Origin of the sequence: Streptomyces chumphonensis, from assembly GCF_014779715.1 — a bacterium.
In the GTDB taxonomy this organism is placed as follows: domain Bacteria; phylum Actinomycetota; class Actinomycetes; order Streptomycetales; family Streptomycetaceae; genus Streptomyces; species Streptomyces chumphonensis.
This window is the reverse complement of the sequence record NZ_JACXYU010000005.1, coordinates 241,046-265,501: the sequence shown is the minus strand read 5'-3', so window position 1 is coordinate 265,501 and position 24,456 is coordinate 241,046. Positions and strand designations below refer to the sequence as shown.

The window sequence follows — 24,456 nt, the reverse complement described above, 5'->3', positions numbered from 1 at the left end:
TCCGCAGGAGCAGTCGGCCTTGAGTCGGTCAACTGCCGGCCACCGACGCCGGGTCGAGGTGGCGAAGAGGCTTACGCCGTCATCATGCCGACGGCGCGTGGGTCGGCCCGTCGGACTCCGGCTCGTCGAGGACGGCGGCGACGGCTTCGATCTCGACGAGCTGGTCCGTGTAGCCGAGAACGGTGACGCCCATCAGTGTGCTGGGCACGTCGTGGTGACCGAAGGCGTCCCGGACCACTTCCCAGGCGGCCACGAGATCCTCCTGCCGGGTCGATGCCACCAGGACGCGTGTGCTGATGACGTCCTCGACCGAGGCGTCCGCATCGGCGAGGGCGGTCCGCAGGTTCTCCATGGCCTTCGCCGCCTGGCCCGCGTAGTCCCCCACGGGCACGGTGTTGCCGTGCTCGTCGAGCGGACACGAACCGGCCAGGAACACCAGCCGTGATGTGGCGGGCGCCGTGGCCGCGTAGGCGTACTCGGCGACGTCGGACAGGGAGCGGGAGCGGATCAGTGATACGGCGCTGGTGCGGGTCACGAGGTGTGCTTCTCCTGCTGGGGCGTGTGCGCGCTGGATGTGCCGGGACGGACGGGCGTCACGTGGTGTCGACCGATTCCCGGCTGCGCCATCCTTTCATGGCGGTTCGCGCGCCTGTCCTCCCCTTTTTCCGGACCGTCCCCGAGAACCGCTCGGGCACGCTCGGTTCCGGTACGGCCGCAGGGCTTCCTGGAGACGGCCGCGTCGACGGTGCGTGTGCAGTTGGCCACCGGCGAACGCCTCCTCTGCGGCGCCCACTTGAACGGGAAGGGCTCGCCCTGGCTGACGTGACCGGCGCGACCAGATCTACGAGCGTCCGCCGTCGCATGGCGCGGAGTCGCGTCTCACCGTCCGTCACGCTCCCTCTTCCCCGGCGCTGTGAGGCTGCCACGATGCCGAGGCGGGGAACCCGCTACGAGGCGAGCGTCGACTCCCTCGCGGCGCAGGGGAGCGGAGGAGGTGCGGGGAGCGTCGGCCGGAGTCCAGCCGACGCCATCGGGCGCCGATCCGACGACGTGCCCCGTGCGGGGACAGTCCTCACCCGCTGGTGCGGGCGACGCAGTGCCTTCCATGTGTGGTGAGCGACTGCATCATCCGGTCGACGGTGTCTGCGTCGAGATGCGGTAGTTCCCTGTAGGTCGCGAACCTGACCTCCCGCAGGATCTTCTCCTGTTCCTCCGCGGAAACCGGCTTGTGAGGCTCCCTCATCACGACACGATCCACGATGCCCGTGAACGTGCGCAGGTCGGACTCTGTCAGCTGCCACGTCGCGTTCTCTTTGACGATCTCCTTGTTGATGCAGTTGACGACCTTCTTCCTCGTCTCGCTGCCGTCGTCGGCGTATGCCGCCACAGACGGCAGCCCTCCTGCGGCGACAACGATCGCAGCGGCCACAGCGGCGCTTCGTGCGCCGGACACGATCCTCATGCAGGAGAACCTACTCTCAGTGACGTCGCGGAGGCCGACGATCCCGTCCCGGCGTGGTCGGATGCGGCTGGTGTCGGCGAGGTGTGATCGACTCGGAAAAGGGGTGCGACACGAGGGAGCCCTCGCGCCGCCGCACCCATGGGACGACCACGGCGGCGTCATGGCCACGTTGACGGTTCCCTGAGCGGGCGCCTCCGCGCGACGGCCCGGCCGTCGGCGGCCCTCTGCGTCACCTGCGCCAGAACAGGTGGTGCGTCACGCCGCTCGGGCTGGGGACGACCTCCAGGTGGAACCGGTCGAGCAGCTCCTCAGGGGACTCCCACAGCCGCAGCCCGGACCCGTAGGTCACCGGCGTGACCGCGACGTGCAGCGTGTCGACGAGGTCGGCGTCGAGAAACTGCCGGATGGTGGAGACCCCGCCACCCAGCCGGACGTCCTTGCCCTCGGCCGCCTCCCGCGCCTGCGCGAGGACCTTCGCCGGGTCGCCGCCCACGAAGTGGAAGGTGGTGTCGCTCAGCGTGAACGACGGGCGCTCGTGGTGCGTCATGACGAAGACCGGGGTGTGGAAGGGGGGTTCCTCGCCCCACCAACCGCGCCACTCGTGGTCCTGCCACGGCCCGCGCTGCGGGCCGAACTTGTTGCGGCCCATGATCTCCGCACCGATGTCGCGTGCGAAGTCCCGCGTGAAGTAGTCGTCGAGCCCCCGGCTCCCGCCGGGGTCCGTGCGGCCGGGCCAGCTCGCCGTGGCTCCGGCCCAGGCGAACAGCTCCTCCGGACTGGCATGACCGAAGGGTCGCTCCAGGCTCTGGTCCTCACCGGCGCCGACGCCGTCGCTTGAGACACTGAAGTTGATCACTCTCAGCAGCTGACCCACGCGTTCCTCCTCGACCGGGCATGCGATGTTCTGACGGCACATCACGTCAGGTCCCAGACGGTACGCCGGGGCACCGACAGTCCCCGTCGCACACGCGCGACCCCCGTGAACGGCGGTCGCGGCAGCGGCCTGGCGGAGGGGTCACGACAGGAGGCGTCGAGGCCGCTTCCGGCGATCGTTTCGATGAGACGGAGCGCGGTCGGGGGAGTGGTCGCCGCGTTCACAGGACGTCTCGGCGGCGAAGAGGCCCGGTGGTCTCGCACCGGCATCGCTCATGGGGCGAGCCGCGAGATGACCTGGCTGACCGCAGCGACACGGTCGGCCAGGTCGTCGGCAGGGACGTCGATCAGCTCGAAGCCGAACGCGCGGTAACTCTCTGCGTGCACCTTCTCGAATTCCAGTGACTCCTGGAAGCTGATCCGACGGGCGCGGGTGGGCTCACAGAACCCCAGATTGCGGACGAAGAGCACCTGCCGCTCGTAGATCTCCTGGGTAACGATCCGCTGGATCTCGGACGTCAGTGCGCGTGACACCGGCCGACCCAAGTAGTTCGCGAGCGCGTGTGTGCAGATTGGGGACCGGTCGAAGACCTGAACCGCGTGCGTGCCGTCGGCTCGTAGATGCCGTTGCTTCTGCAGATCGACCACTTCGTCGATGAAGGTGGTCCGTGTCCACGGTTCGCCCTCGCCCTGAGCCTGCGCGCGTGCGATGACCGCGGTCGCGGCCTCCTCGACAACCTCGTAGCCGCGTGCTGCCAAACCTCGCAGGATCGACGTCTTGCCCGCGCCGGGCGTGCCGGTGAGAACGTACCGTCGCATGCTCGGATTCCCTTCTCGGTGGTGAGGCAGGAGGTTGCGTCAACCTTTGTTGACGCTCCTCGTGGCCGTCAACTATGGTTGACGCATGGATGGGGAACGGTTGGCCGAACTCGCCGCATCGACGGCCGACGGCGACCCGTTGGCGGGGTTGGACGCCGTGGCCCGGCTGCGCGCAGAGACGGAACGCGTCGAAGCGGCGCTGGTACGCCGCGCCCGCAACAGCGGTGCCACATGGCCGCAGATCGCCGCAGCCCTGGGTGTCTCGAAGCAGGCGGTCCACAAGAAGTACGCCGGCCGGGGCCTGTTGGGCGGCCGGTCATGACCGCAGGGGCGCACGGCGATCAGCAACTCGTTGCCCGGCTCGGCGAACTCTTGGGCCCGCGCCACCCCGTCGCCGCCGCAGCCGTGGTCACCCACGAGGAGGTGCGCCTGGCGGGTCTCGGCAGCCGCCTCGACGCCGACTACGAAATCGGCTCCATCTCCAAGGGGGTCACCGGGTTGCTGTGCGCCGACGCTCTCGCCCGAGGCGAGGTCGACGCCGACACGACCCTCGGCGAACTGCTGCCCCTGGGCGACACCCCCGCCGCAGGAGTGAGCCTGAGATCGTTGAGCACGCATCGATCCGGCCTGCCCCGGCTCCCCGGATCCGCGCGACCATGGCGGCGCACCCTCGCCCTGTGGCGACACGGAACCAACCCTTACGGTGAGAACCTCGCACAGCTCCTGGACCAAGCCCGGGATGTTCCGCTGGGCACGCCACGGCCCCGCTACTCCAACCTCGGGTTCGAGCTCCTCGGACACGCTCTCGCCGCAGCCGCCACGACCACCTACCCGAAGCTCGTCCAACAGCGCATCGCGATCCCGCTGGAACTCGACTGCTTCTACGTCCCGCGAACGCCGGACGACCTCCGCCCCGGGGGGCTCAGCGGAAGAAGCCGGGGAGGGCGTCCGCGGCAACCCTGGACCGGTGAGGGACTCGGACCGGCAGGCGGCATTCGGGCCGCCATCACCAGCATGGCGCGCTTCACGGCGGCGCTCCTCGACGGCAGCGCCCCGGGCCTCGCCGCACTCGATCCGATCACTCCGTTCGGCACCGGCGCCCGCATCGGGGCCGCATGGATCACGATCCAGGTGAAGGGCCGACCGATCACCTGGCACAACGGAGGCACCGGCGGCTTCCGGTCCTGGCTCGGCCTCGACCGCACCACCGGCGCCGGTGTCGCCCTCCTCTCGGCCACCGCCGCACCCGTGGACCGTCATGGGTTCGCACTCCTGGCCGAGCACAGCCGCTAGCACCGTCAGGCCCCTCCGTCCGCCAACAGCCGCACAGGGCCCAGGTGTCCGGGCTCTCCTCCCGACTCCTGCTCTTCGGCGACGCGGTGGGTCACCGCGCCCGGCCGGTCCGTCCCGTCCTGTACGAGGCGGGACGGACCAGACCGAACGGGCCGGTGTGGAGAGACCGGCCAAGAGTGGCTCGACCATCGCGGTTCTTCCCACTACGTGGGCCGATTTCATCTCGTTCGCCGCGAAGGGTTGATCAACCATGGATATCCATGGCGCGTGGTTCAAGAGCAGCTACAGCAATGGTGAGCACGACACGGACTGCGTCGAGGTCGCGGGGGCGCCTGACGTCGTGCACGTCCGGGACTCGAAGGACGTGCGTCGGCCGAGCTTCTCCGTGCCGCGTACGACGTGGGCCGCGTTCGTGAGGTTCGCGTCCGAGCGCTGACGCGTAGAGCCGCGCCCCGCCCGGCCGGTCACGACGGCCGGGCGGGGCGCGGTGCGTGGTGGCTCGGTAGAGGCCGCCGGCCGGGAGTCAGGCGGTCCTCGGTTCGGTGAAGCGGATGTGGTTGCCGAAGGGGTCGCGGATTCCGCAGTCGACGCCGTACGGCTGCTCCACGGGCTCCTGGGTGAACTCGACGCCCTTGGCGCGCAGTTCCTCGTACGTCTTGCGGCAGTCGGACGTCGTGAGGATGACGGTGCCCAGGGCGCCCTTGGTGACGAGGTCCCGGACCTGCTCGGCCGTCTGCTCGGACATCTGCGGTCCGCCCGGGAGCTGGAGCAGGATCTGTCGGTCCGGGGCGCCGGGGACGTTGACGGTGAGCCAGCGCATGAATCCGAGGTCGACGTCCGTGTTGACCTCCAGGCCGAGCTTCCCGACGTAGAAGTCGACGGCCTCGTCCTGGTCGAGGACGTACAGCTGTGAGTGCGTGATGGCGTTGAACATGAGGATGACGCTACTGGTCCGTCGCCGCCCGTACTTATCCGAAACTGCTCAGTCGCGCGGCCGTGTCCAGGCCATGGTGAAGCAGGTCGGGACGCCGGTGGCCCGGGCCTCCTTGCGGTACTGCCGAGGGGACCTGCCGACGATGTCGCGGAAGGTGCGGCTGAAGGTGCCGGGGCTGCCGAAGCCGACCTCGTAGGAGATGTCGGTGACGCTGCGGTCGGTCTCCCGCAGGAGTGACATCGCACGCTCGACGCGGCGGCGTTGCAGGTAGCGGTGCGGGGTCTCGCCGAACGTGGCGCGGAACGTCCGCGTGAAGTGCGCCGGTGACACGTGGGCGACCCGGGCCAGTGCCGGGACGTCCAGCGGCTCGGCGTAGGCCCGGTCCATCGTGTCGCGGGCCCGCAGCATGCGGCGGTTGGTGTCCTCGGTCGCGCGGCTCACCGCGTCATCCCACCACGCCCCGGCGTCGTGCCGGTGGCAGGCACCGATTCGTGACGTGGAAGGTCTGGATATCGGACGGGTGTTCCTGCGAACATCACGCGTTGTGAAGACCTTGACGCGGGCCGGGCTCGGCCGTACCTCCGTTCGGCGGCTGGGCGTGCTGCTCTCCGCGAGTGCTCTGCTGGTCTCGGGCTGCGGTGGCGGCTCCGACGACTCCGAGACGGAGGACAAGGCCGCGCCGTCCGCATCGCAGGAGGAGAGCGGCGGCGGCTCCGGGGAGACCGACGGCGGCGGTGACGGGGACGGTGGCGACGGCGGCGGGGGTTCCGACGGCGGCGGTGACGGCGGCACGGACGGTGGCGGTGACGGCAAGACGACCGGCGGCGGGGAGAAGGACGGCGGCGAGAAGGACGGCGTCGAGCCGGCGCCGGACGACGCGGCCGTGGACCCGAACTGCCCGGACCCCGGGGTGCGGGTCATGGCGGCCGGTCCGGTCGACGGGGACGAGAGCCTGAGCCTGCTGCGCGTCATGATGCTGAACTGCGGCAAGGAGCCGTTCGCCGTCAACGGTCACCCGGACGTCCGGGTGCTCGACGAGGACGGTGAGGCCCTGGACGTCACGGTGCACGAGGGCGTCTCGGCCGTGTCCGAGGTGCGCGGCTTCAACGGCGAGCCGAAGAAGCTGTCCCTGAGTCCGGGGGAGACGGCCATGGCGGTGCTGGTGTGGCGTCCGGGGAGCGGCGCGGGCGGCCGGTCGGTGGACGTGGCCCCGGCCGAGGGCGAGCCGTGGCAGAGCGTGACGTCCCTCGGCGGCAAGGACTTCGCCGCCGCCGGTGAGCTGGCCGTGAGCCCCTGGAAGACGGTCGAGGGCTGAGCCGGGCGGGCCGGGCGGAGGCGCGTCGACGTTCACCCGTTCGGCCCCTTTCGGCTGGTCGCCGTGGCGGGGGCGCCCAACGCTGGCCGTGGGTCCGACAGCGGGCCCGGTCTGCGGAAGGAGCCGCCCCATGGCCTCATCGACGCACCCGCGCTCGGGCGGGAGCACACACGACAGGGACGCCTGGGCGAGCGGAGGCACCGTGTTCGCCGGGGTGCTCGCACTCGTCTACGGCGTCATCGGCGTCCTCCAGGGCATCGCGGGCATCGCGAAGGACGACGTCTACGGCACGATCGGCGACTACACGTACGCCTTCGACACCACCTCCTGGGGCTGGATCCACCTCGTCCTCGGCGTGGTCGTGGCGCTCACCGGGCTGGGCATCCTCATGGGGGCCACGTGGGCACGGTTCCTCGGGGTGTTCCTCGCGGGCTTGGTCGTCATCGCGAACTTCATCTGGCTGCCCTACCAGCCCTTGTGGGGGCTGGTGAACATCGCCCTGGGCGTCTTCGTCATCTGGGCGCTGGCCACCAGTCACGCCTCCTTCGCCGACTGATTCCGACGGGGGTGGGACCGCGCGTATCGTGCCCGCATGAGCGAGCGACGCGCGATCCTGAGCGGTTCCACCTTCGAGGAGCGGATCGGTTACGCGCGCGCGGTCGTGGACGGCGACCGCGTGCACGTCTCGGGCACGACCGGCTTCGACTACGCGACGATGACGATCTCCGAGGACGTCGTCGCGCAGGCCGAGCAGTGCCTGCGCAACGTGGAGTCGGCCTTGAAGGAGGCCGGGTGCACCTTCGCGGACGTCGTGCGGGTGCGCTACCTGCTGCCCCGGCGCGAGGACTTCGAGCCCTGCTGGCCGGTGCTGCGGGCCTGTTTCGGGGCGGTCCGTCCGGCGGCGACGATGATGGAGTGCGGGCTCGCCGACCCGCGCATGAAGTTCGAGATCGAGGTGGACGCGCGCCGCCCGGCGTGACGAACGACGTGAACGACGTGAACGACACGGACGAGGGACGCATGACCGGCACGCTCCACTGGACCCTGCGACCGGCGTCGGCGGCGGACGTCGACGCGGTGGCCGAACTGCGGGCCGTGGTGCTGCGGCCGGACCTGGAGCGGCTGGGGCGGTACGACGAGCGGCGGGTGCGGCAGCGGCTGCGGGACGGGTTCGCCCCGCGGCACACCCGGGTGATCGAGGTGGGCGGCGCGTTCGCCGGGTGTGTGGCCCTGCGGCCGGCCGAGGACGCCCACTGGTTGGAGCACTTCTACGTCGCGCCGCACCTCCAGGGCAGCGGCATCGGCTCGGCCGTGCTGCGTCGGGTGCTGGGGCGGTGTGACGCGAAGGGCGTGCCGGTGCGGCTGATCGTGCTGCGCGGCAGTCCGGCCCGGCGGCTGTACGAGCGCCACGGCTTCGGGCTCGGGTCGCAGGACGGGGTGCGGAACGCGGTGGACGTCGTCATGGAGCGCCGGCCGACGCCGCCGGGGCGCACGCCGTAGTGGTGTCGAGGGACGCCGGAGTGGGCCGGATATTCGGTGTCCCCTGCGCCCGGTGAGACGCATCATGGTGCGCATGCCCGTGGCCACCCCCTTACTGCACACCGCGCGTCTGCGTCTGCGTCCCTTCACCGACGCGGACGCGGAATCCCTGTTCGCCCTGCATCGCAGCGCCCGCGTGATGCGCTACTGGGACTCACCGCCGTGGAGGGATCCGGCCCGTGCCGATCGCTTCATCGCCGTGTGCCGAAGGGTGGCGGCGGACGGCACCGGCGCGCGGCTGGCCGTCGACCGGGTCCAGGACGGGGCGTTCGTCGGTTGGTGCGCCCTGACCGACTGGGATCCGGTCCACCGCAGCGCGTCGTTGGGCTACTGCCTCGTCGACGCGCTGTGGGGGCGGGGGTACGCGACCGAGGTCGCGCACGCCGTGCTGCGGTGGGGGTTCGACACCTGGGACCTGAACCGCGTGCAGGCCGAGACCGACACGCGCAACGAAGCCTCAGCCCGTGTGCTGGAGAAGGTGGGGTTCGTGCGTGAGGGGACGCTGCGGGAGGACTGCGTCGTGAACGGCGAGGTGTCCGACACCTGGGTGTTCGGCCTGATCAGGCGGGAGTGGCGACCGGACGGTCGCGGGTTTGCTCGACCGACGGGGACGTAGGCAGGGCCCTCGGCGGGTGCGGTCGTGCGGATGCTTCAGCGTCGGTCGGTCAGCCGCAGGGCGACGGCCGTGAGCCAGAGCAGGCCGAGCCCCGCCGAGGCGGTGAACGCCGGCATCGAGACGGCGGCGGCGGACGAGCCGGCCAGCACCACCACCGGCACGACGCGGGAGGCGAGGGCGTAGCCGCGCCGTCCCTCGGCCGCGAAGAACCGGCCGAGGACGAGGAACGCGGCGCACAGCGCGAGGAAGCCCAGCGTGGCGGCGGCCATGTGGACGCTCCCCTCCGCGCTCATGGACGCCGGGGCTCCGTCGGGGGTGCCCGGCGGGAAGCCGTGGCCGGGGTCGGCCCGGAAGATCCCGGCGACGAGGAACGAGGCACCGAAGACGCCGATCAGCCGGGGTGCCCAGACGCCGCCGGGCCCGCCCCGCAGCGCTCGACGCGTCCCGACGGCCCCGGCGACGGCCAGAGCGCCGGTCAGGAGGAAGACGGCGACCTGGATCCAGCCGAGGGCGCCGAGGCTGAGCTGGCTCAGTGCGTTGCGGGTGAGGTCGAAGCCGTCCCGGGTGAGGGCCTGGGTCAGCCCGGCGGTGAGGAACAGCGGGCCGGCGGCGGCTCCGGCCGTCAGGAGCCCGCGCGTGACGGCCCGGTCGGCGGTGGGGGAGCCGGGGTCGGTGCCGGTGGTGGGAGGCCGGTTGCGGGTGGTGGTCATGGGTGGCCCTTCGGCGTGCGTGCGGAACCCGGCGTGCGGGGGTGGAGAACCTGACGGCTTCGAGCAAGAACTAGACCGTCCAGTTCTGGTGAGCTAGACGGTACGGTACCCGTGCGAAACTGGACTGTCCAGTACTCATCGACGCAGTGGAGGTGCCGTGGAGGCGGGAGCGCAGGTCGGCCGGTCGGAGCGGAAGCGGCGGGCCATCATGGCGGCCGGGACCGAGGTCTTCATGGCCCAGGGGTACGCCGGGACGAGCATGGACGACATCGCCAAGCGCGCCGCCGTCTCCAAGCAGACGGTGTACAAGCACTTCGCCGACAAGGAGAAGCTGTTCGCCGAGATCGTGCTGGCCACCACGGACCGCGTCGACACCACGGTCGATCTCGTCGCGGACGTCCCGGCCGACGCGGAGACGCTGCCCGCCCACCTCGTCGCCCTCGCCCGCGCGCTGCTCGACGCCCTCACGCGGCCGGAGGTGCTCCAGCTGCGCCGGCTGGTCATCGCCAACGCGGACGCCTTCCCCGAGTTGGGCGCCGCCTGGTACGAGCAGGGGTTCGAGCGGGTGCTGGCCACGCTCGCGGCGACGTTCCGGTCCCTGACGGAGGCGGGGGTGCTCCACGTCCGCGAACCGCTGCTCGCCGCCCACCACTTCACGGGTCTGCTGCTGTGGATCCCCGTGAACCGGGCCATGTTCCACGGCGGTCCCCGGCACACGGCGGCGGAGCTGGACCACTACGCGGCCGAAGGCGTCCGGGCGTTCCTCGCCGCCTACCGCTGAGCGTCCGCCCCGGCTGCTCCGTTCGGGTGAGATGGGGAGGCGGCGGCCCGCTGTCCGGGTCAGGACAAGCGTGTCAATAAAGATCAAATACTACATTCATTCTTAATCTCCTCCTGCGGTTCCGTGGCGAACCGTTCCGCCCCGGCCGGTCGCACCGCGGACGCCGCCCCGGCGTCGGCGGATGTGTCGTTCTGCCCGAACCACGGAGGAGCCATGCGTGTAGTCGTTACCGGGGGAGCGGGATTTCTCGGCTCGCACCTGTGCGAGGCGCTGCTGCGACGCGGCGACGAGGTCGTCTGCGTGGACGACCTGTCGACCGGTCGGCCCGAGAACATCGCGCCGCTGGGGGCGGACCCGGCGTTCACCTTCCTGCGCGCCGACGTCAGCGCGGACCTGGACGTGCCCGGCCCGCTCGACGCCGTCGCCCACCTGGCCAGCCCCGCCTCCCCGCCCGACTACCTGCGGCTGCCGCTGCACACCCTGCGCGCGGGCAGCAGGGGCACCGAGAACGCCCTGCGCCTCGCCGGGCGCCACGGCGCGCGGTTCCTGCTGGCCTCCACCAGCGAGGTCTACGGCGACCCCCTCGTGCACCCGCAGGACGAGAGCTACTGGGGCAACGTCAACCCCATCGGCCCGCGCAGCGTGTACGACGAGGCGAAGCGTTTCTCCGAGGCCCTCGCCCTCGCCCACCACCGCACCCACGGCCTCGACGCGGGCATCGTGCGGATCTTCAACACCTACGGGCCGCGCATGCGCCCCCACGACGGCCGCGTGGTCTCCAGCTTCATCACCCAGGCCCTCAGCGGGGAGCCGCTGACCCTGTACGGCGACGGCAAGCAGAGCCGCAGCTTCTGCTACGTCGACGACCTCGTGCGCGGCCTCCTCGCGATGCTCGACCACGACGAGCGGGGGCCCGTCAACCTCGGCAATCCCGTCGAACTGTCGGTCGCCGACCTCGCGGACCTCGTGCTGCGCCTCACGGGCTCCGACGCGCGGGTGCAGCACCACCCGCTGCCCGTCGACGACCCCGTCCGCCGCCGCCCCGACATCACGCGGGCGGTGGAACGGCTCGGGTGGCACCCCGAGGTGGGCATCGAGGAGGGTCTGTGCCGCACCGTCGCCTGGTTCGCCGCCCGGCCCCTGGAGGTGGCGGCCGGAGCCGAGGCGATCCGCGGGAGCCAGGAGGACGCCACCCGGTACGCCCCCGACCTCGCGGCCGCCCCCGCCGCCCCCGACCCGGCCGCCGCGACCCCGCACTGACGCCGCACCACGACGTCCCCACCGGGCCGCCCCCCGGTGCCAGCGACGGAGCACGCTTCCATGACGCAGGCAGAATCCGCCCTCCTCGCGCAGGCCACGACGTCCGCGCCCCCGACGACCACTCCGACGACCACCCCGACGCCCGCCGACACCGGGGGCTCCCCGCGCGACCACCTGCTCGGCCTCTCCGACGGCGGCGTCGTCGACGTCGGCCCGGACGGCCCCGTCCTCGGTCGGCCGCGCCGCCGTCTGCGGACGCGGCGGCGCAGCTTCGTGCCGGTCCTCACCGGCACCGCCCGGGCGAAGGCGGTGCTCCTGTGCGTCGCCTGGACGCTGGCCCTCGCATGGTTCTGGGACTGGTGGCTCCAGCCGGACCACCGCGTCGGCTGGGTGGGCCTGGTCGTCAACAGCGCCCTGCTGCTGTACCTCGCGGTGATGCCGGTGCACTTCGTCGTCGCCGTGCTGCGGCTGCGCCGGTTCGACCCCGAGGTCGACGTGCCCGCCCTGCGGACGGCGTTCGTCGTCACCCGGGCGCCCTCGGAGGACTGGGACATCGCGCGCGCCACGCTGCGGGCGATGCTCGCCCAGGACTTCCCGCACCCCTACGACGTCTGGCTCTGCGACGAGGACCCGACCCCGCGCATCCGCCGCTGGTGCCGCAGCCACGGCGTCCGCCTCTCCTGCCGCAGGGGCGTGGCCGCCTACCACCGCGACACCTGGCCGCGCCGCACCCGTTGCAAGGAGGGGAACCTCGCCCACTTCTACGACCACTGGGGCTACCGCGACTACGACGTCGTCGCCCAGCTCGACTGCGACCACGTGCCCCGCCCCGGCTACCTGACGGAGGTCGTCCGCCCGTTCGCGGACCCGGCCGTCGGCTACGTCGCCGCCCCCTCGGTGTGCGACACGAACGCGGACGCGTCATGGTCCGCGCGGGGGCGGCTGCACCGCGAGGCGCTCTTCCACGGCCCCGTCCAGCTCGGCCACTCGGCCGGCCTCGCACCGGTGTGCATCGGCTCCCACTACGCCGTCCGCACCCGCGCCCTGCGGGACGTCGGCGGCCTCGGGCCCGAGCTGGCCGAGGACTTCACCACCACGTTCCTGCTGAACTCGGCGGGCTGGCACGGCGCGTTCGCCATCGACGCGGAGGCGCACGGCGAAGGGCCGATCACGTTCTCCGCGATGGTGACGCAGGAGTTCCAGTGGTCCCGGAGCCTGACGGTGGCGCTGCTGGGCCTGCTGCCCCGGCACCTGGCCCGGCTGCCCGGGCCGCTGCGCGTCCGCTTCACGCTGGTACTCGTCTACTACCCGCTGCTCGCCGTCACGACGACGGCCGGGCTGGCGCTGCCGCCGGTGGCCGCCGTCACCGGAATGGCCTGGATCAACGTCAACTACTTCGCCTTCCTGGCCCACTTCTGGGTGATGTCAGGGGTGTTGATCCTGCTCGCCCTGCTGCTGCGCCGACGCGGGCTGCTGCGTCCGCCCGCCGCGCCCGTCGTCAGCTGGGAGGGCTGGCTGTTCGCCCTCGCCCGCTGGCCGTGGGTGGCCTGCGGCGTCGGCGCGGCGTTGCTGCAACGGCTGCGGCCCCGGCGGATCGTCTTCAAGGTCACGCCCAAGTCGCGCGGCGGGCTGGAACCCCTGACGCTGCGCCTCGTCGCCCCCTACCTGCTCATCACCGTCACCCTCGCCTCGGCGGCCGTCGTCGGCGAACTCACCGGCCCGTCGGCGGGCTACGTCTTCCTGTGCATGCTCGGCGCCACCTCCTACGCCGTGCTCACCCTGGCCGTCGCCTGGCTGCACGTCGCCGAGACCGCGCGGGCGGCCGGGGTGCGGCTCCGGCGCGCCCTCGGCACGGCCGCGCTCCCGCTGCTCGCGGGCACCCTCGCCCTGCTGCCGCTCGCCCTGGCCTACGCCCTCTACCCGGCCTACCTCGCGAACGTCTTCGGCCCCGACCTCTTCGAGCACGTCGGGGTCCGGTGACGACGTCCCGGCCCCGCTCTCCGGAAGGAACGCCCCGCATGCCCCGCACGGTCCTGGTCACCGGTGGCGCCGGCTTCATCGGCAGCCACACCTGCGTCGAACTGCTCGTCCACGGCTACGACGTCGTGGTCGTCGACGACCATTCCCACAGCTCGCCCGTCGCGCTGGAACGCGTCGCGAAGATCGCCGGACGCCCGCCGACCGCGTCCTACGTGACGGACGTGCGGGACCGCGCGGGCCTGGACGCCGTCTTCGCCGCCCACCGCGTCGACGCCGTCATCCACTTCGCCGCGCGCAAGGCGGTCGGCGAGTCGGTGCGGATGCCGGTCGCGTACTACGACACCAACGTCGGCGGCACGACCGCGCTGCTCGCCGCCATGGAACGGCACCGCGTCCCCCGGCTCGTCCTCTCCTCCTCCTGCTCCGTCTACGGGAACGGCCCGACCGGCGGCGGCGCGCGGACCCCGCTCCGCGAGACGGACCCGGTGGCCCCCACGAACCCCTACGCCACCTCCAAGCTGCTGTGCGAGCGGATCATCGGCGACGTCTGCGACCGGCTGCCCGGCGCCTTCAGCGCCCTGGCCCTGCGCTACTTCAACCCCGTCGGCGCCCACCCCGGCGGGCTGCTCGGTGAGGACCCGCGCGGCGTGCCGGACAACCTCATGCCCTACCTCGCCCAGGTCGCCGTCGGCCGCCTCGACCGGCTGCGCGTCTTCGGTGACGACTACCCCACCGCCGACGGCACGGGCGTCCGCGACTACCTCCACGTGATGGACGTCGCCGAGGGGCACCGCGTCGCCCTGGAGCACCTCGACGACGCGGCCGGCCTGCGCGTCCTCAACCTGGGCACCGGCACCGGCACCTCCGTGCTCGACCTGCTCGCCGCCTTCTCCGCCGCCTGCGGGCGGCGGCTGCCGCACGAGATCACCGGCCGCCGCCCCGGCGACGTCGCCTCGCTCGTCGCCGACCCGGGGGCGGTGCGGCGGGCGTGGGGCTGGTCCGCCACCCGGGACGTCGCCGCCATGTGCCGCGACGCATGGCGCTTCCAGCAGCTCAACCCCGCCGGCTACCCGGACTGACCGTCCCCGGGGGCGAACCGCTCATCCGTCCTGACCGCCCCGCGCGGCCAGGGCGCCGACGGGCGGCGCCGCCCCCAGCGGCGTCCCGCCGAAGTCGACCCGGCCGAGGTCGACGCCGAGCGCCGCCGCGTCGACGCCCGCGCCCGCGAGGTCCGCCGCGCAGCGCGGGGTCAGCAGCCCGGCGGCCCCCTCCGCGTCGGTGACGGGCGTCGTCACGGCGGCCAGGCACGGGTCGGCGTCGGTGCCGGTGTCCGCCCCGCCCCGACGCTCCTGGCCGCTCGCCCCGCGCCAGGAGTCCAGCGCGGTGAACGTCCGGCCGCCCCACCGCAGCCGCCAGCCCCCGGCGACGTGGTAGGCGTTGCCCTGGAGGGCGACCTCGGCGGGCGCGAACCCCCGGTCGGCGCCGACGACGGCCGCGCCGTCGGTGACGAGCAGGTTGTTGTGGACGCGGACGCGGTCCAGGTCCTCCTGGAGCCGCAGGGCCGGGGCGGCGACCGGCCCGTTCGCCCGCATGACGACGGTGTTGTGGTGCACGTCCAGGTCGCTCAGGCGCAGCCCGTAGACGACGATGCCGCCGTAGACCTCCAGCTTGTGGGCGTCGTTCGCGCTCAGGTTGAAGCGCAGGACGTTGTCGCGGTGGGCGCCCGTCGGGCGGCCGGAGTAGACGAGGTAGCCGGGCCCCTCGTTGCCGAAGGACAGGTTGTACTGCACCACCGTCCCCGACACGTTGTTGTCCAGGCCGAAGCCGCCGCCGTCCACGCGGGAGCCGGTGTGGTTCCCGTGGGAGACGTTGTGCTCGATGACGAGCCCGGTGGCGTCGTAGGCCCAGATGCCCTCCGGACCCTCCTGGGCGTCGGGGGAGGAGCGGGCGCCGTTGGAGTGGGCGACGGAGTCCGCGACGCGCCCGCCGCGCACACTGCCGAGGATGACGCCGCTCCCGGTGTTCCGGTCGTCCGCCGCCGGGTCACCGGTGTTGTCGTGCGCGCGCACCCCCGTGACGGCCACGTCGTGGTGGGCGTAGGCGGGGTCGTCGGCGTCCAGCGGCGGCCCGCTGGTGACGAGCCCGGCCTCCAGGTTGCCGTGCAGCACCGAGTCGGCGACGCGCACGTCGCGGAAGCCCACGCCGCGCGGAGCGCCGACACCGACGCCGTTGCGGAACCCCGAGACGTCCACCCCCGCGACCGTCACCCCGGCGAACCGCTCCCCGCTCGCCGCGTCGCTGAAGAGGTGGATGCCGTCGTGGTTCCGGCGCGCCCGCGCGTCCCCGCGCAGGACGAGGTCGCGGATCTCGACGCCGCCGGTGTCGTACACCGTGACGCCCGCCGAGCCGCGCGCCCCCAGCGTCGCCCGGCCGCTGCCGTAGGAGTCGATGACGACCGGCCGGCGCGCGTCGCCCGCCTCCCCCCGCGCGATGTCCAGCCCGCCCCGGAACCGGGCGCCGCCCTCCAGCCGCAGCCGGTCGCCGGGGCGGTACTTCACCTCGTCGGCGCGGCCGAGCGTGCGCCAGGCCGTCTCGGGGGACAGGCCGTCGGCGCCGTCGTCGCCGTCCGGGCTGACGTGGTAGGTGAACCCGCCCGCGCTGTTCTTCCCCGGCGGCGCGTAGGGCTCGGGCAGCGCGCAGCCCGAGGGGAGCGCGAGGACGCACACGAGCCCGCCCGCCGCGCCGAGCGCCGACCAGCTCCTTCGCAGCCCCATCCGCATGTGCACTCCCTGACCGCCTGAAAAGGGCGAAACGGTGAAACGGTGAAACGGTGCAAAGACTGCCAGACGGGCGGGCGGCTCGGCCCGCATTCACCCGAAGGACGGCGCTATGCGGTCGGGGGCCCGTCCCCGGGGACGCGTAGCGCCAGCACCGCCGTGTCGTCCTGGCCCGCCTCCGGGTGGAAGTCCGCCAGCGTCGCGCACAGCTCCGCCAGCGGCGCGCGGGCCAGCGGCCCGGCCGCCGCCTCCAGCGCCCGCAACCCCTCGTCCAGGGACTCCCCGCGCCGCTCGACCAGCCCGTCGGTGTACAGCACGAGCGTCGAACCCGGCGCGACGGCCACCTCGTGGTCCGGGCGCGGGTGCGCGAGGTCCACGCCCAGCGGCAGACCCGGCTCGCCCTCCAGCACCCGGGCGCTGCCGTCCGGGGTGATGAGCAGCGGCGGCGGATGCCCCGCGGCGCTCCAGCTCAGCCGCCCGCCCCCGGCGTCGTCCGGCCCGACCCGGGCGAGGACGGCCGTGGTGACGGGGATGTCCGTGATGGCGTGGAGCGTGCGATCGAGCTTCTCCAGCACCGAACTGGGCGGCGTGCGCCGCTCGTACAGCAGCGCCCGCAACATGTTGCGCGCCTGCGCCATCGCCGCCGCCGCGTACAGGTCGTGCCCCACGACATCGCCGATCACGACCGCGCAGGAGCCGTCCGGGAGCGGCACCGCGTCGTACCAGTCCCCGCCCAGCCGGTTCCCCGGGGCGGGCGCGGGCCGGTACACCGCCTCCGCCTCGTACGGCGCCAGGTCCGGCAGCCGGGGCAGCAGCAGCCGCTGGAACAGCTCCGCACTCGCCCGCACCGACGCGAACAGCCGCGCGTTGTCGATCGCCACCGCCGCCGCGCTGGCCAGGGCGACGAGGACGGCCTCGTCGTGCTCGTCGAACGGCAGCCCGTCCCGCCGGTCCGTCAGGTACAGGTTCCCGTAGACCTGGTCGCGCACCCGGATGGAGACGCCCAGCAGCCGGCGCATCGGCGGATGCCCCGAGGGGAAGCCCACCGACTCCGGGTGCGCGGCGATCGTCTCCACCCGCAGCGGCTCCGGATGACGGATCAGATGCCCCAGCAGCCCCAGTCCGTGCGGCAGCGGGACCCCCGCGAGCGCCTGCTCCTCCTCCTCGCTCAGACCGACGGGGATGAAGTCGGCCAGCCGCTCGCCCGTCTCGTCCAGCACGCCCATCGCCCCGTAGCGGGCACCCACCAGCTCCTGCGCCGTCTTGAGCAGCTCCCGCAGCAGCGACGGCAGCTCCAGCTCCCGGTTGAGCGTCAGGAAGGCGTCCAGCAGACCGTGGAACCGCTCCTGCGCGCGCGCCAACGAGCGGACACGCTCCGCGATGGCCTCCAGCTCCTCGTCCGCCTTGGACCTCAGATGCCTGAAGGACTCCGACCCCTGTTCCGCCATGGCTCCTCCCTAGCACGCGCACCGGCCGTGCCCGCGCCGCCACCACCACAGCGGCCAGGAGAACGAGCCGTCAGCCGACGGGCGGCAGGAACTCCGGCTGGTCGAGCAGGCGCAGCCAACTGCCGTCCGACTGGCGTCGGACCACCTGGGCACGGGCGCCCGCGCCGTCCCCCGGCGGCGTCGCGGTCAGGGCGACGTCCCCGCTGACGAGCGTCGGCAGCGGCGCCTCCGGCTCGAAGCGCGGGGCGTGCGCCAGGACCTCCTCCCACAGGACGCGGATCGCCTCCCGGCCCACCGTCGTCGTGCCCGGCGGGTAGGCCATCACCGCGTCCTCCTCGTACAGCGCCGCGACGCCGGCCGCGTCCCCGGCGTTCGACCGCTCGACGAACAGGCGGGTGAGGTCCTCGGGCCGCATGGCCTTCTCGTACTCCGGCACAGGCTCCTCCTGGGGTCGGTGCATCCCGGGGTCGGTGCATCCCGGGGTCGGTATGTCGTTCCTCCAGCGTGGGTGCCGGACCGATGAGAAGTCCAACAGATGGTGGAGATGGCATCTAGCATCTCCGGTCATGGAACTGAGGCAGCTGGAGTACTTCGTCGCCGTCGCCGACGAGCGGAACTTCACCCGCGCCGCCGCCCGCGTCCACATCAGCCAGTCCGGCGTCAGCGCCCAGGTCCGCCAACTCGAACGGGAACTCGGGGCCGACCTGTTCGACCGCTCGGCCCGCACCGTCACCCTCACCGCCGCAGGCCGCGCGGCGCTCAGCCACGCCCGTGCCGCCCTCGCCGCCGCCGAGGCGGTCGGGGAGGCGGTGAGCGAGGTGACCGGCCTGCTCCGGGGACGGCTCACCCTCGGCATGGTCGTCGGCTGCACGGTCACACCGCTGTTCGACGCCCTCGCCGCGTTCCACCGCGAGCACCCCGGCGTCGAGCTCGCGCTGCGGGAGGACCACTCCGACCGCCTCGTCGCGGACGTGCGCTCCGGCGCCCTCGACGCCGCCCTGGTCGGCTCGGCCACCGCCGCCCCCGAAGGACTGGAGGCGCTGACCGTCGTCAGCGAACGCCTCGTCACCGCCGTCCCTCCCGACCACCCCCTCGCCCGGCTGCGCCGCGTCACCCTGCGGGACGTGTGCGCTCACCCGATCGTGTGCATGCCGCCGGGCACCGGGGTGCGGACCGTCCTCGACCGCGCCTGCGCCGCCCGGGACCTGCGGCCCACCGTCACCCTCCAGGCCGGTGCCGCCGACGCGGTCGCCGACCTCGCAGCCCGGGGGCTGGCCGCCGCCGTCCTCAGCGCCTCCATGGCCCACGCCCACGACGACCGCCTCGTCGTCCGGCCGATCGCCGACGCCGACACTCCGGCGTACCTCTCCTTCGTCTGGCGCGCGGCGCACGGCCCGGCCGTCCGCGCCCTCCTCCGCCACGCCCACAGCGTCTTCCCCCGACCCCGGGCCTCCGACGCGCGGTGAGCCGGACGCTGTCACACCCCGCGGATACCGTCGGTCCCATGGACATCGCTGAGCTCCTGGAACTGGAACACCGCGGCTGGCAGTCCCTGTGCGACGGCACGGGTGACGTCTTCTACGGACGGTCGATGACCGAGGACGGCGTCATGGTGCTGGCCGGTGGCCAGGTCTTCACCCGCCAGGACGTCGTCGACTCCCTCGGTGCGGCGCCGCCCTGGCGGACCTACGACATCACGGAGGAGCGGCTCGTCCCGCTGAACGAGTCCTCCGCCGCCCTGGTCTATCGCGGACGGGCGTACCGGGAGGGCGCGGAACCCGCGTTCACGGCCCTGATGTCGAGCGTCTACGTGCGGCGCGGCGCCGGATGGGCGCTGGCCGTGTACCAGCAGACACCCGTACCCGCGTAGCCGAACGCGCCCGGCGGCCGGGGACCTCGGCGTGGCTCCGGGCCAGTCGCCGTTCCGGGCGTCGAGGGCGGCGGCGAGGAGCGTGTGGGCGGCGGCGCAGCCACGGCAACGAGATGCGGGAGTTCACCGCCCAGGGCCTGATGTCCCGCCGCGAGGCCGTCATCAACGACGTCCCCATCGCGCCGGAGGACCGCCGCATCCACGGCCCCCGCCCCCACGCCGAGGACCGCACCCCGCTCCTCGGCGGTAGGGGCCCGCACCGCACCGCGGGTCAGCGCGGCAGGCTGATGCCGAACGCGTCCCCGCGCTCCCCGTCGTCCCAACCCAGGTCACCCTCGGCCAGAGCGGTGGCGGACTCCAGCTCGCCGGGCCGCACCTTCACCACCGTGACGGTCCCGGCGGCGTTCCCGGGGGCGCCGATGAGCGGTTCGTCGCGCCCGTCACCGTCGGTGTCCAGGGCTCCCACGGTCCAGCCGAAGTGGTCGGCGGTGGCGACGACACCGGGGACGCCCTCGACGTCCTGGTCGATCCAGACCCCGCCGCCGGCGCTGATGCCGCCGGTCGTGTTGCCGAACATCACCAGGGCCGCGCCGGAACCGGTCGCGGAGCCGACGGCCTCGCTGCGCATGCCGATGACGAGGTCGTCGACACCGTCCCCGTCGAAGTCCCCGGCGGCCAGCGAGGCACCGAAGTAGTCCTCCTCCTCGGGGGCGCCGGGAACGCCGGGGCTGTCCTGGTGGAAGACGTCGACGTCGTCGTGGTGGTAGCCGTCCTCGCCCGCGTAGAGGACGGCCACACTGCCCGCCGCCCCGTCGGCGCCGACCTTCTGGTCGGAGACGCCGACCGCCAGGTCGAGGTAGAGGTCCTCGTCGAAGTGGCCGAGCGCGACGGCGCTACCGGAGAACTCACCGATGCCGTCGATGTGCGCGGAGTCGATGTAGGAGCCGTCCGAGGGCCCTGCGTCGTCGAACGGGCCGAAGAGGGTGTGAATCGAGCCCCGGTCGGAGCTGCCGCTGATCTGCTCGCCGAGGGTGGTGACGACGAGGTCCTCGGCGCCGTCGCCGTCGACGTCACCGACGGCGAGCTGTTCACCGAAGCGGTCGCCCTCCTCCGGGACCCCGGGGGCGTGCGGGCTGTCCTGGTCGACCCAGAGGACCGAGTCGGGCCGCAGGCCGTCCGCCGACCCGAACAGCACCCGCGGCGCGCCCGTCACCGTCGAGAAGCACGGCGTGGCCCCCGCCACCGAACGCCCCGTCATCCGCAGCGGATTCGACGCCTTCGGGGACGAGACGGCGACGCGGGACGCGGACGGCGAGATCGTCCGCACCGACTACGACGCGCTCGGCCGGGCCGTGCGCACCACCCTGCCCGCCTACACGCCGCCCGGTGCCGAAGAGGCGCTCACCCCCACCGTCACCCGCACCTACGACGCCGCCGGGCACGTCGCCACCGAGACCGGCCCCCTCGGCCACACCACCGACTTCACCCACGACCAGCTCGGCAACCGCACCAGCGTCACCGCCCCCGCCCCGGGGGACGGCGCCGAACGGCCCGTCACCCGCTACACCTACGACCTGCTGGGCGAGCAGCTCTCGGTGACCGACCCGACGGGCGCCCGCACCGAGTCCACCTACGACGAACTCGGCCGACGCATCACCCTCAGCGTCTTCGAACGCCACCCCGCCGACGCCGTGTACACCACCCGCCTGCGGTACGACGACAGCGGCAACCTCGTCGCCACCACCAGCCCCGGCGGGGCCGAGGCGAGTGCCGAGTACAACGCGGCGGGCCAGCCCGTCACCGAAACCGACGCCGCCGACGGCACGACGACGTACACCTACGGCCCCACCGGCCTGCTGACCGCCGTCGCCGACCCCCTGGGACGCGTCGCCCGGACGCAGTACGACCCGGCCGGACGGGCCGTCGAGGTCAGCGACCACGACCCCGAGGGCACACCGCTACGGAGCCGCAGCACCGCCTACGACGCCGAGGGCAACCCCGTCGCCGTCACCGACGCGCTCGGCCACACCACCCGGCAGACGTTCGACGCGGCCGGACGCCTGACGCGGCTCGTCGAGCCCGTCGACGCCGACACCTCCGTCACCACCACCTTCGGCTACGACGCCCTGGGGCAGCGCACCCGCCTGACCGACGGCAGGGGCCACACCACCTGGTACACCCACACGAGCCACGGCGAGCCGGAGTCCGTCGTCGAACCGGCCACGGACGCCCACCCCGACGCCGCCGACCGCACCTTCACCACCGTGTACGACGCCGCCGGCCGGCCGGTTCGGGAGATCCAACCCGGCGGCGTCACCCAACAACGCACCTTCGACGCGCTGGGCCGGATCACCGAGCACACCGGTTCCGGCGCCGAGACGGCGACCGGAACGGACACCTTCACCTACGACCTCGCCGACCGGCTGACGTCCGTCAACGCCCCCGGCGGCACCCAGACATTCGGCTACGACGACCGGGGCAACCTGCTGACGGCCGAAGGCCCCTCCGGCGACGCGTCGTTCGCCTACGACGCCGACGGCCACCTGACCAGCCGCACCGACGCCGCAGGCACGACCACCTTCGGCTACGACCCCGCAGGCCGCCTCACCTCGGCCGCAGACCCCCTCACCGGCACCACCCAGGGCTACGGCTACAACGCCGCGTCCCAGCCGACGACCGTCACCTACGGCAGCGGCGGTGCCGTCCGCAGCTACACCTACGACGACCTCGGCCGCCTGGTCACCGACATCCTGGCCGAGCCCGGCGGCGCCACCAGCGCCTCGCTCACCTACGCCTACGACGCCGAGGACCGCGTCACCGGCAAGACCACCACCGGCACCGCCGGCTCCGGCGCCCACACCTACGACCGCTCCGGCCGCCTCACCGGCTGGACCGCCCCCGACGGAACCGACACCGCCTACACCTGGGACGCGGCCGGCAACCGCACCAGCGCAGGCGAGGCGACCGCCACCTACGACGAGCGCAACCGTCTGCTGACGGCCGCCGGCAGCTCCTACGCCTACACGGCGCGCGGCACGCAGCGCACGGTCACCGACGCCGACGGCGGAACCGTCTCCGCCGCCTTCGACGCGCTCGGCCGGATGAGCAGCCGCGACGGCGTCGACTACACCTACGACGGTCTGGGCCGACTCGTCCAGCGCGGCGACGACACCCCCTTCGCCTACGCGGACCAGTCCAACAACGCCGTCCGCACCGGTGACCAGCTCGTCACCCGTGACCCGGTCGGCGATCCGCTGGCCACGGCCGACGCGGACGGCAACGGCGCCACCGCCGTCCTCACCGACGTCCACGGCGATGTGACCGCCACCTTCATCCCCGACGACGGCACTCTCTCCGGATCCACCGCCTACTCGCCCTTCGGCCAGGTCGCCGCCACCGACGGCGCCACGGGGGCGCTGGGCTACCAGGGCGAGTACACCGACCCGGTCACCGGCGAAGTCAACATGCACGCCCGCTGGTACGACCCCGCGTCCGGCGGCTTCACCTCCCGCGACTCCTGGACCCTGAACCCGACCCCGTCCGTCCAGGCCAACCGCTACACCTACGGCAGCGCCAGCCCCCTCAACCACACCGACCCCACCGGCCACAAGTCCGCCCACCAAGGGGGCGGATGGGCACCACTCATCGGCCGTCCGTACTCCGGCGGTGGTCGTGGCGGTGCACCCAAGCACCAAGGGGGAGGCACACCGAACCGTTCGAACAACAACTCGAACAAGAATAAGAAGTCGAACAACAAGAAGACTTCCAGCTATCAGTCGCGCACGAGCCACCGAAGCCAGGCACGCCGCTGGCAGCGCGAGTTCCGGTACAGGGACCGAATGCGGGGCAACAACCGTCCCCACAGGCCCACGACCAACGCTCCCCGGTGCACCTACAACTGCGGCTACAGCTCCGGGACCGGCGGCGCCAACAGCGGCGCCAACGGGGGCAGCGGCGGCGCTGCCGCCACGCGTGTTCCCCAAGGCCCCCGTGGCCCTCAGGGACCCCCGCCGCCGCCCCCGCCACCTCCGTGGCACGTGATCCTCGCGGCCGTCATATCAGTCGTCCACGCCCGGGACGTCTCGACAGCCACCGTCGACTCCGCCCAGAACACCCTCGCCGACGACTCGCAGACTCGCGCGCGCAAGGACCTGAACCTCACTGACAAGCAACTCGGCGAATACTTCAAAATGTTCCCGCGTGCGTCTGATGATGCGTCCTTTAGGCGGGAATTTCGCAATCTCGTCGAATCTTGGGAGGAGCAGGAGAGGAATTGCATCTCCGGCGGTACTAGTTGGATCTATTATCACCCTCGAGACGAACAAGATCGAGCGACCGGAGCAGTGGGTTGCCTACAGCGCGATGCCATCAAGGTGATCGGTCGAGGTGCGCACCCTGATTCGAATGACACCGACATCGTCGGCAGCGACACCAATCGCAACGGACATTTTGACCCACCTGGATACCGTCGAGGCTTGCATCGCGGGCATTTGATTGGGCGCCAACTAGGCGGGAGTGGCACTGAGGTGCGAAATCTCATCCCTCAGCACCCCCGAGCCAACTCGGTCGTGCAGAAGACTTTCGAAGACAGAGTCGCGAAGGCTGTAGCAGGCGGCGAGCGAGTATACTACCTATCTATTCCTTCCTATGAAGGCGGGAACCTCATTCCCTACAAGTTGGATATCTATGCAGTGGGGAATCGGGGCACAAACGTGAAAGCAGAAATCAAGAACGTACCATGAGTAAATCATCGTCGTCCCTCGGTGCTTCTATCTTGTG

Annotated in this window: 26 protein-coding genes and 1 pseudogene; 16 read left to right on the top strand and 11 right to left on the bottom strand. The window is 72.5% G+C overall.

From position 1 onward, the window contains the following. Positions 1–82 precede the first annotated feature (82 nt). From IF129_RS13110 to IF129_RS13095, 4 genes are all read right to left on the bottom strand, one after another. The gene (locus tag IF129_RS13110; RefSeq protein WP_191209769.1) at positions 83–535 is read right to left on the bottom strand and encodes a RidA family protein; all 453 of its coding nucleotides are present in this window, start codon (positions 533–535) and stop codon (positions 83–85) included. A gap of 537 nt (positions 536–1,072) precedes the next feature. Further along, positions 1,073–1,462, bottom strand: coding sequence for a hypothetical protein (locus IF129_RS13105; protein ID WP_191209768.1), 390 nt, complete (start codon positions 1,460–1,462; stop codon positions 1,073–1,075). A 229-nt stretch (positions 1,463–1,691) separates the two neighbouring features. Next, positions 1,692–2,336, bottom strand: coding sequence for a dihydrofolate reductase family protein (locus IF129_RS13100; protein ID WP_191209767.1), 645 nt, complete (start codon positions 2,334–2,336; stop codon positions 1,692–1,694). Positions 2,337–2,608: 272 nt separating this feature from the next. Further along, positions 2,609–3,154, bottom strand: a complete 546-nt coding sequence (locus IF129_RS13095) for an AAA family ATPase (protein ID WP_191209766.1) — start codon at positions 3,152–3,154, stop codon at positions 2,609–2,611. A gap of 85 nt (positions 3,155–3,239) precedes the next feature. Here IF129_RS13095 and IF129_RS13090 point away from each other — a divergent pair, with 85 nt between their 5' ends. The 3 genes from IF129_RS13090 to IF129_RS13080 all read left to right on the top strand — a co-directional run bounded on the left by IF129_RS13090 (position 3,240) and on the right by IF129_RS13080 (position 4,883). After that, entirely contained in the window at positions 3,240–3,476 is a 237-nt protein-coding gene (locus IF129_RS13090) for a helix-turn-helix domain-containing protein (protein WP_191209765.1), read from the top strand. Continuing rightward, the gene (locus IF129_RS13085) at positions 3,473–4,447 is read left to right on the top strand and encodes a serine hydrolase domain-containing protein (protein WP_191209764.1); all 975 of its coding nucleotides are present in this window, start codon (positions 3,473–3,475) and stop codon (positions 4,445–4,447) included. The genes IF129_RS13090 and IF129_RS13085 overlap by 4 nt, the downstream gene beginning before the upstream one ends. A 250-nt stretch (positions 4,448–4,697) precedes the next feature. Continuing rightward, positions 4,698–4,883 (top strand): DUF397 domain-containing protein, encoded by a 186-nt coding sequence (locus tag IF129_RS13080; RefSeq protein WP_191209763.1) that lies wholly within the window; start codon positions 4,698–4,700, stop codon positions 4,881–4,883. 87 nt (positions 4,884–4,970) lie between these two features. Here IF129_RS13080 and IF129_RS13075 read toward each other — a convergent pair whose 3' ends face one another. Next, positions 4,971–5,381, bottom strand: coding sequence for a VOC family protein (locus IF129_RS13075; protein WP_191209762.1), 411 nt, complete (start codon positions 5,379–5,381; stop codon positions 4,971–4,973). A 48-nt stretch (positions 5,382–5,429) separates the two neighbouring features. After that, positions 5,430–5,822 (bottom strand): helix-turn-helix domain-containing protein, encoded by a 393-nt coding sequence (locus IF129_RS13070; RefSeq protein WP_191209761.1) that lies wholly within the window; start codon positions 5,820–5,822, stop codon positions 5,430–5,432. A 103-nt stretch (positions 5,823–5,925) separates the two neighbouring features. Between IF129_RS13070 and IF129_RS13065 the strand changes: the two genes are divergently transcribed. The 5 genes from IF129_RS13065 to IF129_RS13045 all read left to right on the top strand — a co-directional run bounded on the left by IF129_RS13065 (position 5,926) and on the right by IF129_RS13045 (position 8,851). After that, the gene (locus IF129_RS13065) at positions 5,926–6,696 is read left to right on the top strand and encodes a DUF4232 domain-containing protein (RefSeq protein ID WP_191209760.1); all 771 of its coding nucleotides are present in this window, start codon (positions 5,926–5,928) and stop codon (positions 6,694–6,696) included. A 130-nt stretch (positions 6,697–6,826) separates the two neighbouring features. Next, positions 6,827–7,252 (top strand): DUF7144 family membrane protein, encoded by a 426-nt coding sequence (locus IF129_RS13060; protein WP_191209759.1) that lies wholly within the window; start codon positions 6,827–6,829, stop codon positions 7,250–7,252. A gap of 36 nt (positions 7,253–7,288) precedes the next feature. Beyond that, a complete protein-coding gene (locus IF129_RS13055; protein WP_191209758.1) occupies positions 7,289–7,675 on the top strand; it encodes a RidA family protein in 387 nt (128 codons plus the stop codon). A 41-nt stretch (positions 7,676–7,716) separates the two neighbouring features. Continuing rightward, a complete protein-coding gene (locus IF129_RS13050) occupies positions 7,717–8,196 on the top strand; it encodes a GNAT family N-acetyltransferase (RefSeq protein ID WP_191209871.1) in 480 nt (159 codons plus the stop codon). Positions 8,197–8,269: 73 nt separating this feature from the next. Beyond that, positions 8,270–8,851: a GNAT family N-acetyltransferase gene (locus tag IF129_RS13045; RefSeq protein ID WP_191209757.1), complete on the top strand. Its 582-nt coding sequence runs from the start codon at positions 8,270–8,272 to the stop codon at positions 8,849–8,851. A gap of 35 nt (positions 8,852–8,886) precedes the next feature. Here the strand turns inward: IF129_RS13045 and IF129_RS13040 are convergent, their stop codons facing one another. After that, positions 8,887–9,561 (bottom strand): DUF998 domain-containing protein, encoded by a 675-nt coding sequence (locus IF129_RS13040; protein ID WP_191209756.1) that lies wholly within the window; start codon positions 9,559–9,561, stop codon positions 8,887–8,889. A gap of 157 nt (positions 9,562–9,718) precedes the next feature. On the opposite strand from IF129_RS13040, the gene IF129_RS13035 reads away from it, so the two are divergent. The 4 genes from IF129_RS13035 (at position 9,719) to galE (ending at position 14,661) form a co-directional block, all read left to right on the top strand. Then, on the top strand, positions 9,719–10,342 hold the full coding sequence (locus IF129_RS13035) for a TetR/AcrR family transcriptional regulator (protein WP_318153705.1): 624 nt from the start codon (positions 9,719–9,721) through the stop codon (positions 10,340–10,342). Between the two features lie 213 nt (positions 10,343–10,555). After that, on the top strand, positions 10,556–11,602 hold the full coding sequence (locus tag IF129_RS13030) for a UDP-glucuronic acid decarboxylase family protein (RefSeq protein WP_191209755.1): 1,047 nt from the start codon (positions 10,556–10,558) through the stop codon (positions 11,600–11,602). Positions 11,603–11,662: 60 nt separating this feature from the next. Beyond that, the gene (locus IF129_RS13025) at positions 11,663–13,582 is read left to right on the top strand and encodes a glycosyltransferase family 2 protein (protein WP_191209754.1); all 1,920 of its coding nucleotides are present in this window, start codon (positions 11,663–11,665) and stop codon (positions 13,580–13,582) included. 38 nt (positions 13,583–13,620) lie between these two features. Beyond that, positions 13,621–14,661 (top strand): UDP-glucose 4-epimerase GalE, encoded by a 1,041-nt coding sequence (gene galE / locus IF129_RS13020; protein ID WP_191209753.1) that lies wholly within the window; start codon positions 13,621–13,623, stop codon positions 14,659–14,661. 21 nt (positions 14,662–14,682) lie between these two features. Here galE and IF129_RS13015 read toward each other — a convergent pair whose 3' ends face one another. The 3 genes from IF129_RS13015 to IF129_RS13005 form a co-directional block, all read right to left on the bottom strand. After that, positions 14,683–16,362, bottom strand: a complete 1,680-nt coding sequence (locus tag IF129_RS13015; RefSeq protein WP_224754858.1) for a right-handed parallel beta-helix repeat-containing protein — start codon at positions 16,360–16,362, stop codon at positions 14,683–14,685. A 107-nt stretch (positions 16,363–16,469) separates the two neighbouring features. Beyond that, positions 16,470–17,807, bottom strand: a complete 1,338-nt coding sequence (locus tag IF129_RS13010; RefSeq protein WP_191209752.1) for a PP2C family protein-serine/threonine phosphatase — start codon at positions 17,805–17,807, stop codon at positions 16,470–16,472. A 70-nt stretch (positions 17,808–17,877) separates the two neighbouring features. Then, positions 17,878–18,243 carry a YybH family protein gene (locus tag IF129_RS13005; RefSeq protein ID WP_191209868.1) on the bottom strand — a complete coding sequence of 122 codons (366 nt, stop codon included), beginning with the start codon at positions 18,241–18,243 and terminating at the stop codon, positions 17,878–17,880. Positions 18,244–18,373: 130 nt separating this feature from the next. Here IF129_RS13005 and IF129_RS13000 point away from each other — a divergent pair, with 130 nt between their 5' ends. The 3 genes and pseudogenes from IF129_RS13000 to IF129_RS26360 all read left to right on the top strand — a co-directional run. After that, a complete protein-coding gene (locus IF129_RS13000) occupies positions 18,374–19,273 on the top strand; it encodes a LysR family transcriptional regulator (RefSeq protein ID WP_191209751.1) in 900 nt (299 codons plus the stop codon). A 38-nt stretch (positions 19,274–19,311) separates the two neighbouring features. Next, a complete protein-coding gene (locus tag IF129_RS12995; protein ID WP_191209750.1) occupies positions 19,312–19,677 on the top strand; it encodes a nuclear transport factor 2 family protein in 366 nt (121 codons plus the stop codon). 95 nt (positions 19,678–19,772) lie between these two features. Beyond that, positions 19,773–19,901, top strand: a pseudogene (locus tag IF129_RS26360) (DUF1348 family protein); the annotation flags it as partial. Between the two features lie 47 nt (positions 19,902–19,948). Here the strand turns inward: IF129_RS26360 and IF129_RS12985 are convergent. Then, positions 19,949–20,935 (bottom strand): FG-GAP repeat protein, encoded by a 987-nt coding sequence (locus tag IF129_RS12985; RefSeq protein ID WP_191209749.1) that lies wholly within the window; start codon positions 20,933–20,935, stop codon positions 19,949–19,951. On the opposite strand from IF129_RS12985, the gene IF129_RS26950 reads away from it, so the two are divergent. Continuing rightward, positions 20,907–24,419 carry an RHS repeat-associated core domain-containing protein gene (locus IF129_RS26950; RefSeq protein WP_191209748.1) on the top strand — a complete coding sequence of 1,171 codons (3,513 nt, stop codon included), beginning with the start codon at positions 20,907–20,909 and terminating at the stop codon, positions 24,417–24,419. The genes IF129_RS12985 and IF129_RS26950 overlap by 29 nt on opposite strands. Positions 24,420–24,456 lie beyond the last annotated feature (37 nt).

Excerpts from the sequence above, each read along its gene's own strand:
- IF129_RS13105 (WP_191209768.1), bottom strand. The coding sequence starts at position 1,462 with ATGAGGATCGTGTCCGGCGCACGAAGCGCCGCTGTGGCCGCTGCGATC.
- IF129_RS13095 (WP_191209766.1), bottom strand. The coding sequence starts at position 3,154 with ATGCGACGGTACGTTCTCACCGGCACGCCCGGCGCGGGCAAGACGTCG.
- IF129_RS13090 (WP_191209765.1), top strand. The coding sequence starts at position 3,240 with ATGGATGGGGAACGGTTGGCCGAACTCGCCGCATCGACGGCCGACGGC.
- IF129_RS13085 (WP_191209764.1), top strand. The coding sequence starts at position 3,473 with ATGACCGCAGGGGCGCACGGCGATCAGCAACTCGTTGCCCGGCTCGGC.
- IF129_RS13080 (WP_191209763.1), top strand. The coding sequence starts at position 4,698 with ATGGATATCCATGGCGCGTGGTTCAAGAGCAGCTACAGCAATGGTGAG.
- IF129_RS13075 (WP_191209762.1), bottom strand. The coding sequence starts at position 5,381 with ATGTTCAACGCCATCACGCACTCACAGCTGTACGTCCTCGACCAGGAC.
- IF129_RS13060 (WP_191209759.1), top strand. The coding sequence starts at position 6,827 with ATGGCCTCATCGACGCACCCGCGCTCGGGCGGGAGCACACACGACAGG.
- IF129_RS13055 (WP_191209758.1), top strand. The coding sequence starts at position 7,289 with ATGAGCGAGCGACGCGCGATCCTGAGCGGTTCCACCTTCGAGGAGCGG.
- IF129_RS13050 (WP_191209871.1), top strand. The coding sequence starts at position 7,717 with ATGACCGGCACGCTCCACTGGACCCTGCGACCGGCGTCGGCGGCGGAC.
- IF129_RS13045 (WP_191209757.1), top strand. The coding sequence starts at position 8,270 with ATGCCCGTGGCCACCCCCTTACTGCACACCGCGCGTCTGCGTCTGCGT.
- IF129_RS13040 (WP_191209756.1), bottom strand. The coding sequence starts at position 9,561 with ATGACCACCACCCGCAACCGGCCTCCCACCACCGGCACCGACCCCGGC.
- IF129_RS13030 (WP_191209755.1), top strand. The coding sequence starts at position 10,556 with ATGCGTGTAGTCGTTACCGGGGGAGCGGGATTTCTCGGCTCGCACCTG.
- IF129_RS13025 (WP_191209754.1), top strand. The coding sequence starts at position 11,663 with ATGACGCAGGCAGAATCCGCCCTCCTCGCGCAGGCCACGACGTCCGCG.
- galE (WP_191209753.1), top strand. The coding sequence starts at position 13,621 with ATGCCCCGCACGGTCCTGGTCACCGGTGGCGCCGGCTTCATCGGCAGC.
- IF129_RS13015 (WP_224754858.1), bottom strand. The coding sequence starts at position 16,362 with ATGCGGATGGGGCTGCGAAGGAGCTGGTCGGCGCTCGGCGCGGCGGGC.
- IF129_RS13010 (WP_191209752.1), bottom strand. The coding sequence starts at position 17,807 with ATGGCGGAACAGGGGTCGGAGTCCTTCAGGCATCTGAGGTCCAAGGCG.
- IF129_RS13000 (WP_191209751.1), top strand. The coding sequence starts at position 18,374 with ATGGAACTGAGGCAGCTGGAGTACTTCGTCGCCGTCGCCGACGAGCGG.
- IF129_RS12995 (WP_191209750.1), top strand. The coding sequence starts at position 19,312 with ATGGACATCGCTGAGCTCCTGGAACTGGAACACCGCGGCTGGCAGTCC.
- IF129_RS12985 (WP_191209749.1), bottom strand. The coding sequence starts at position 20,935 with ATGACGGGGCGTTCGGTGGCGGGGGCCACGCCGTGCTTCTCGACGGTG.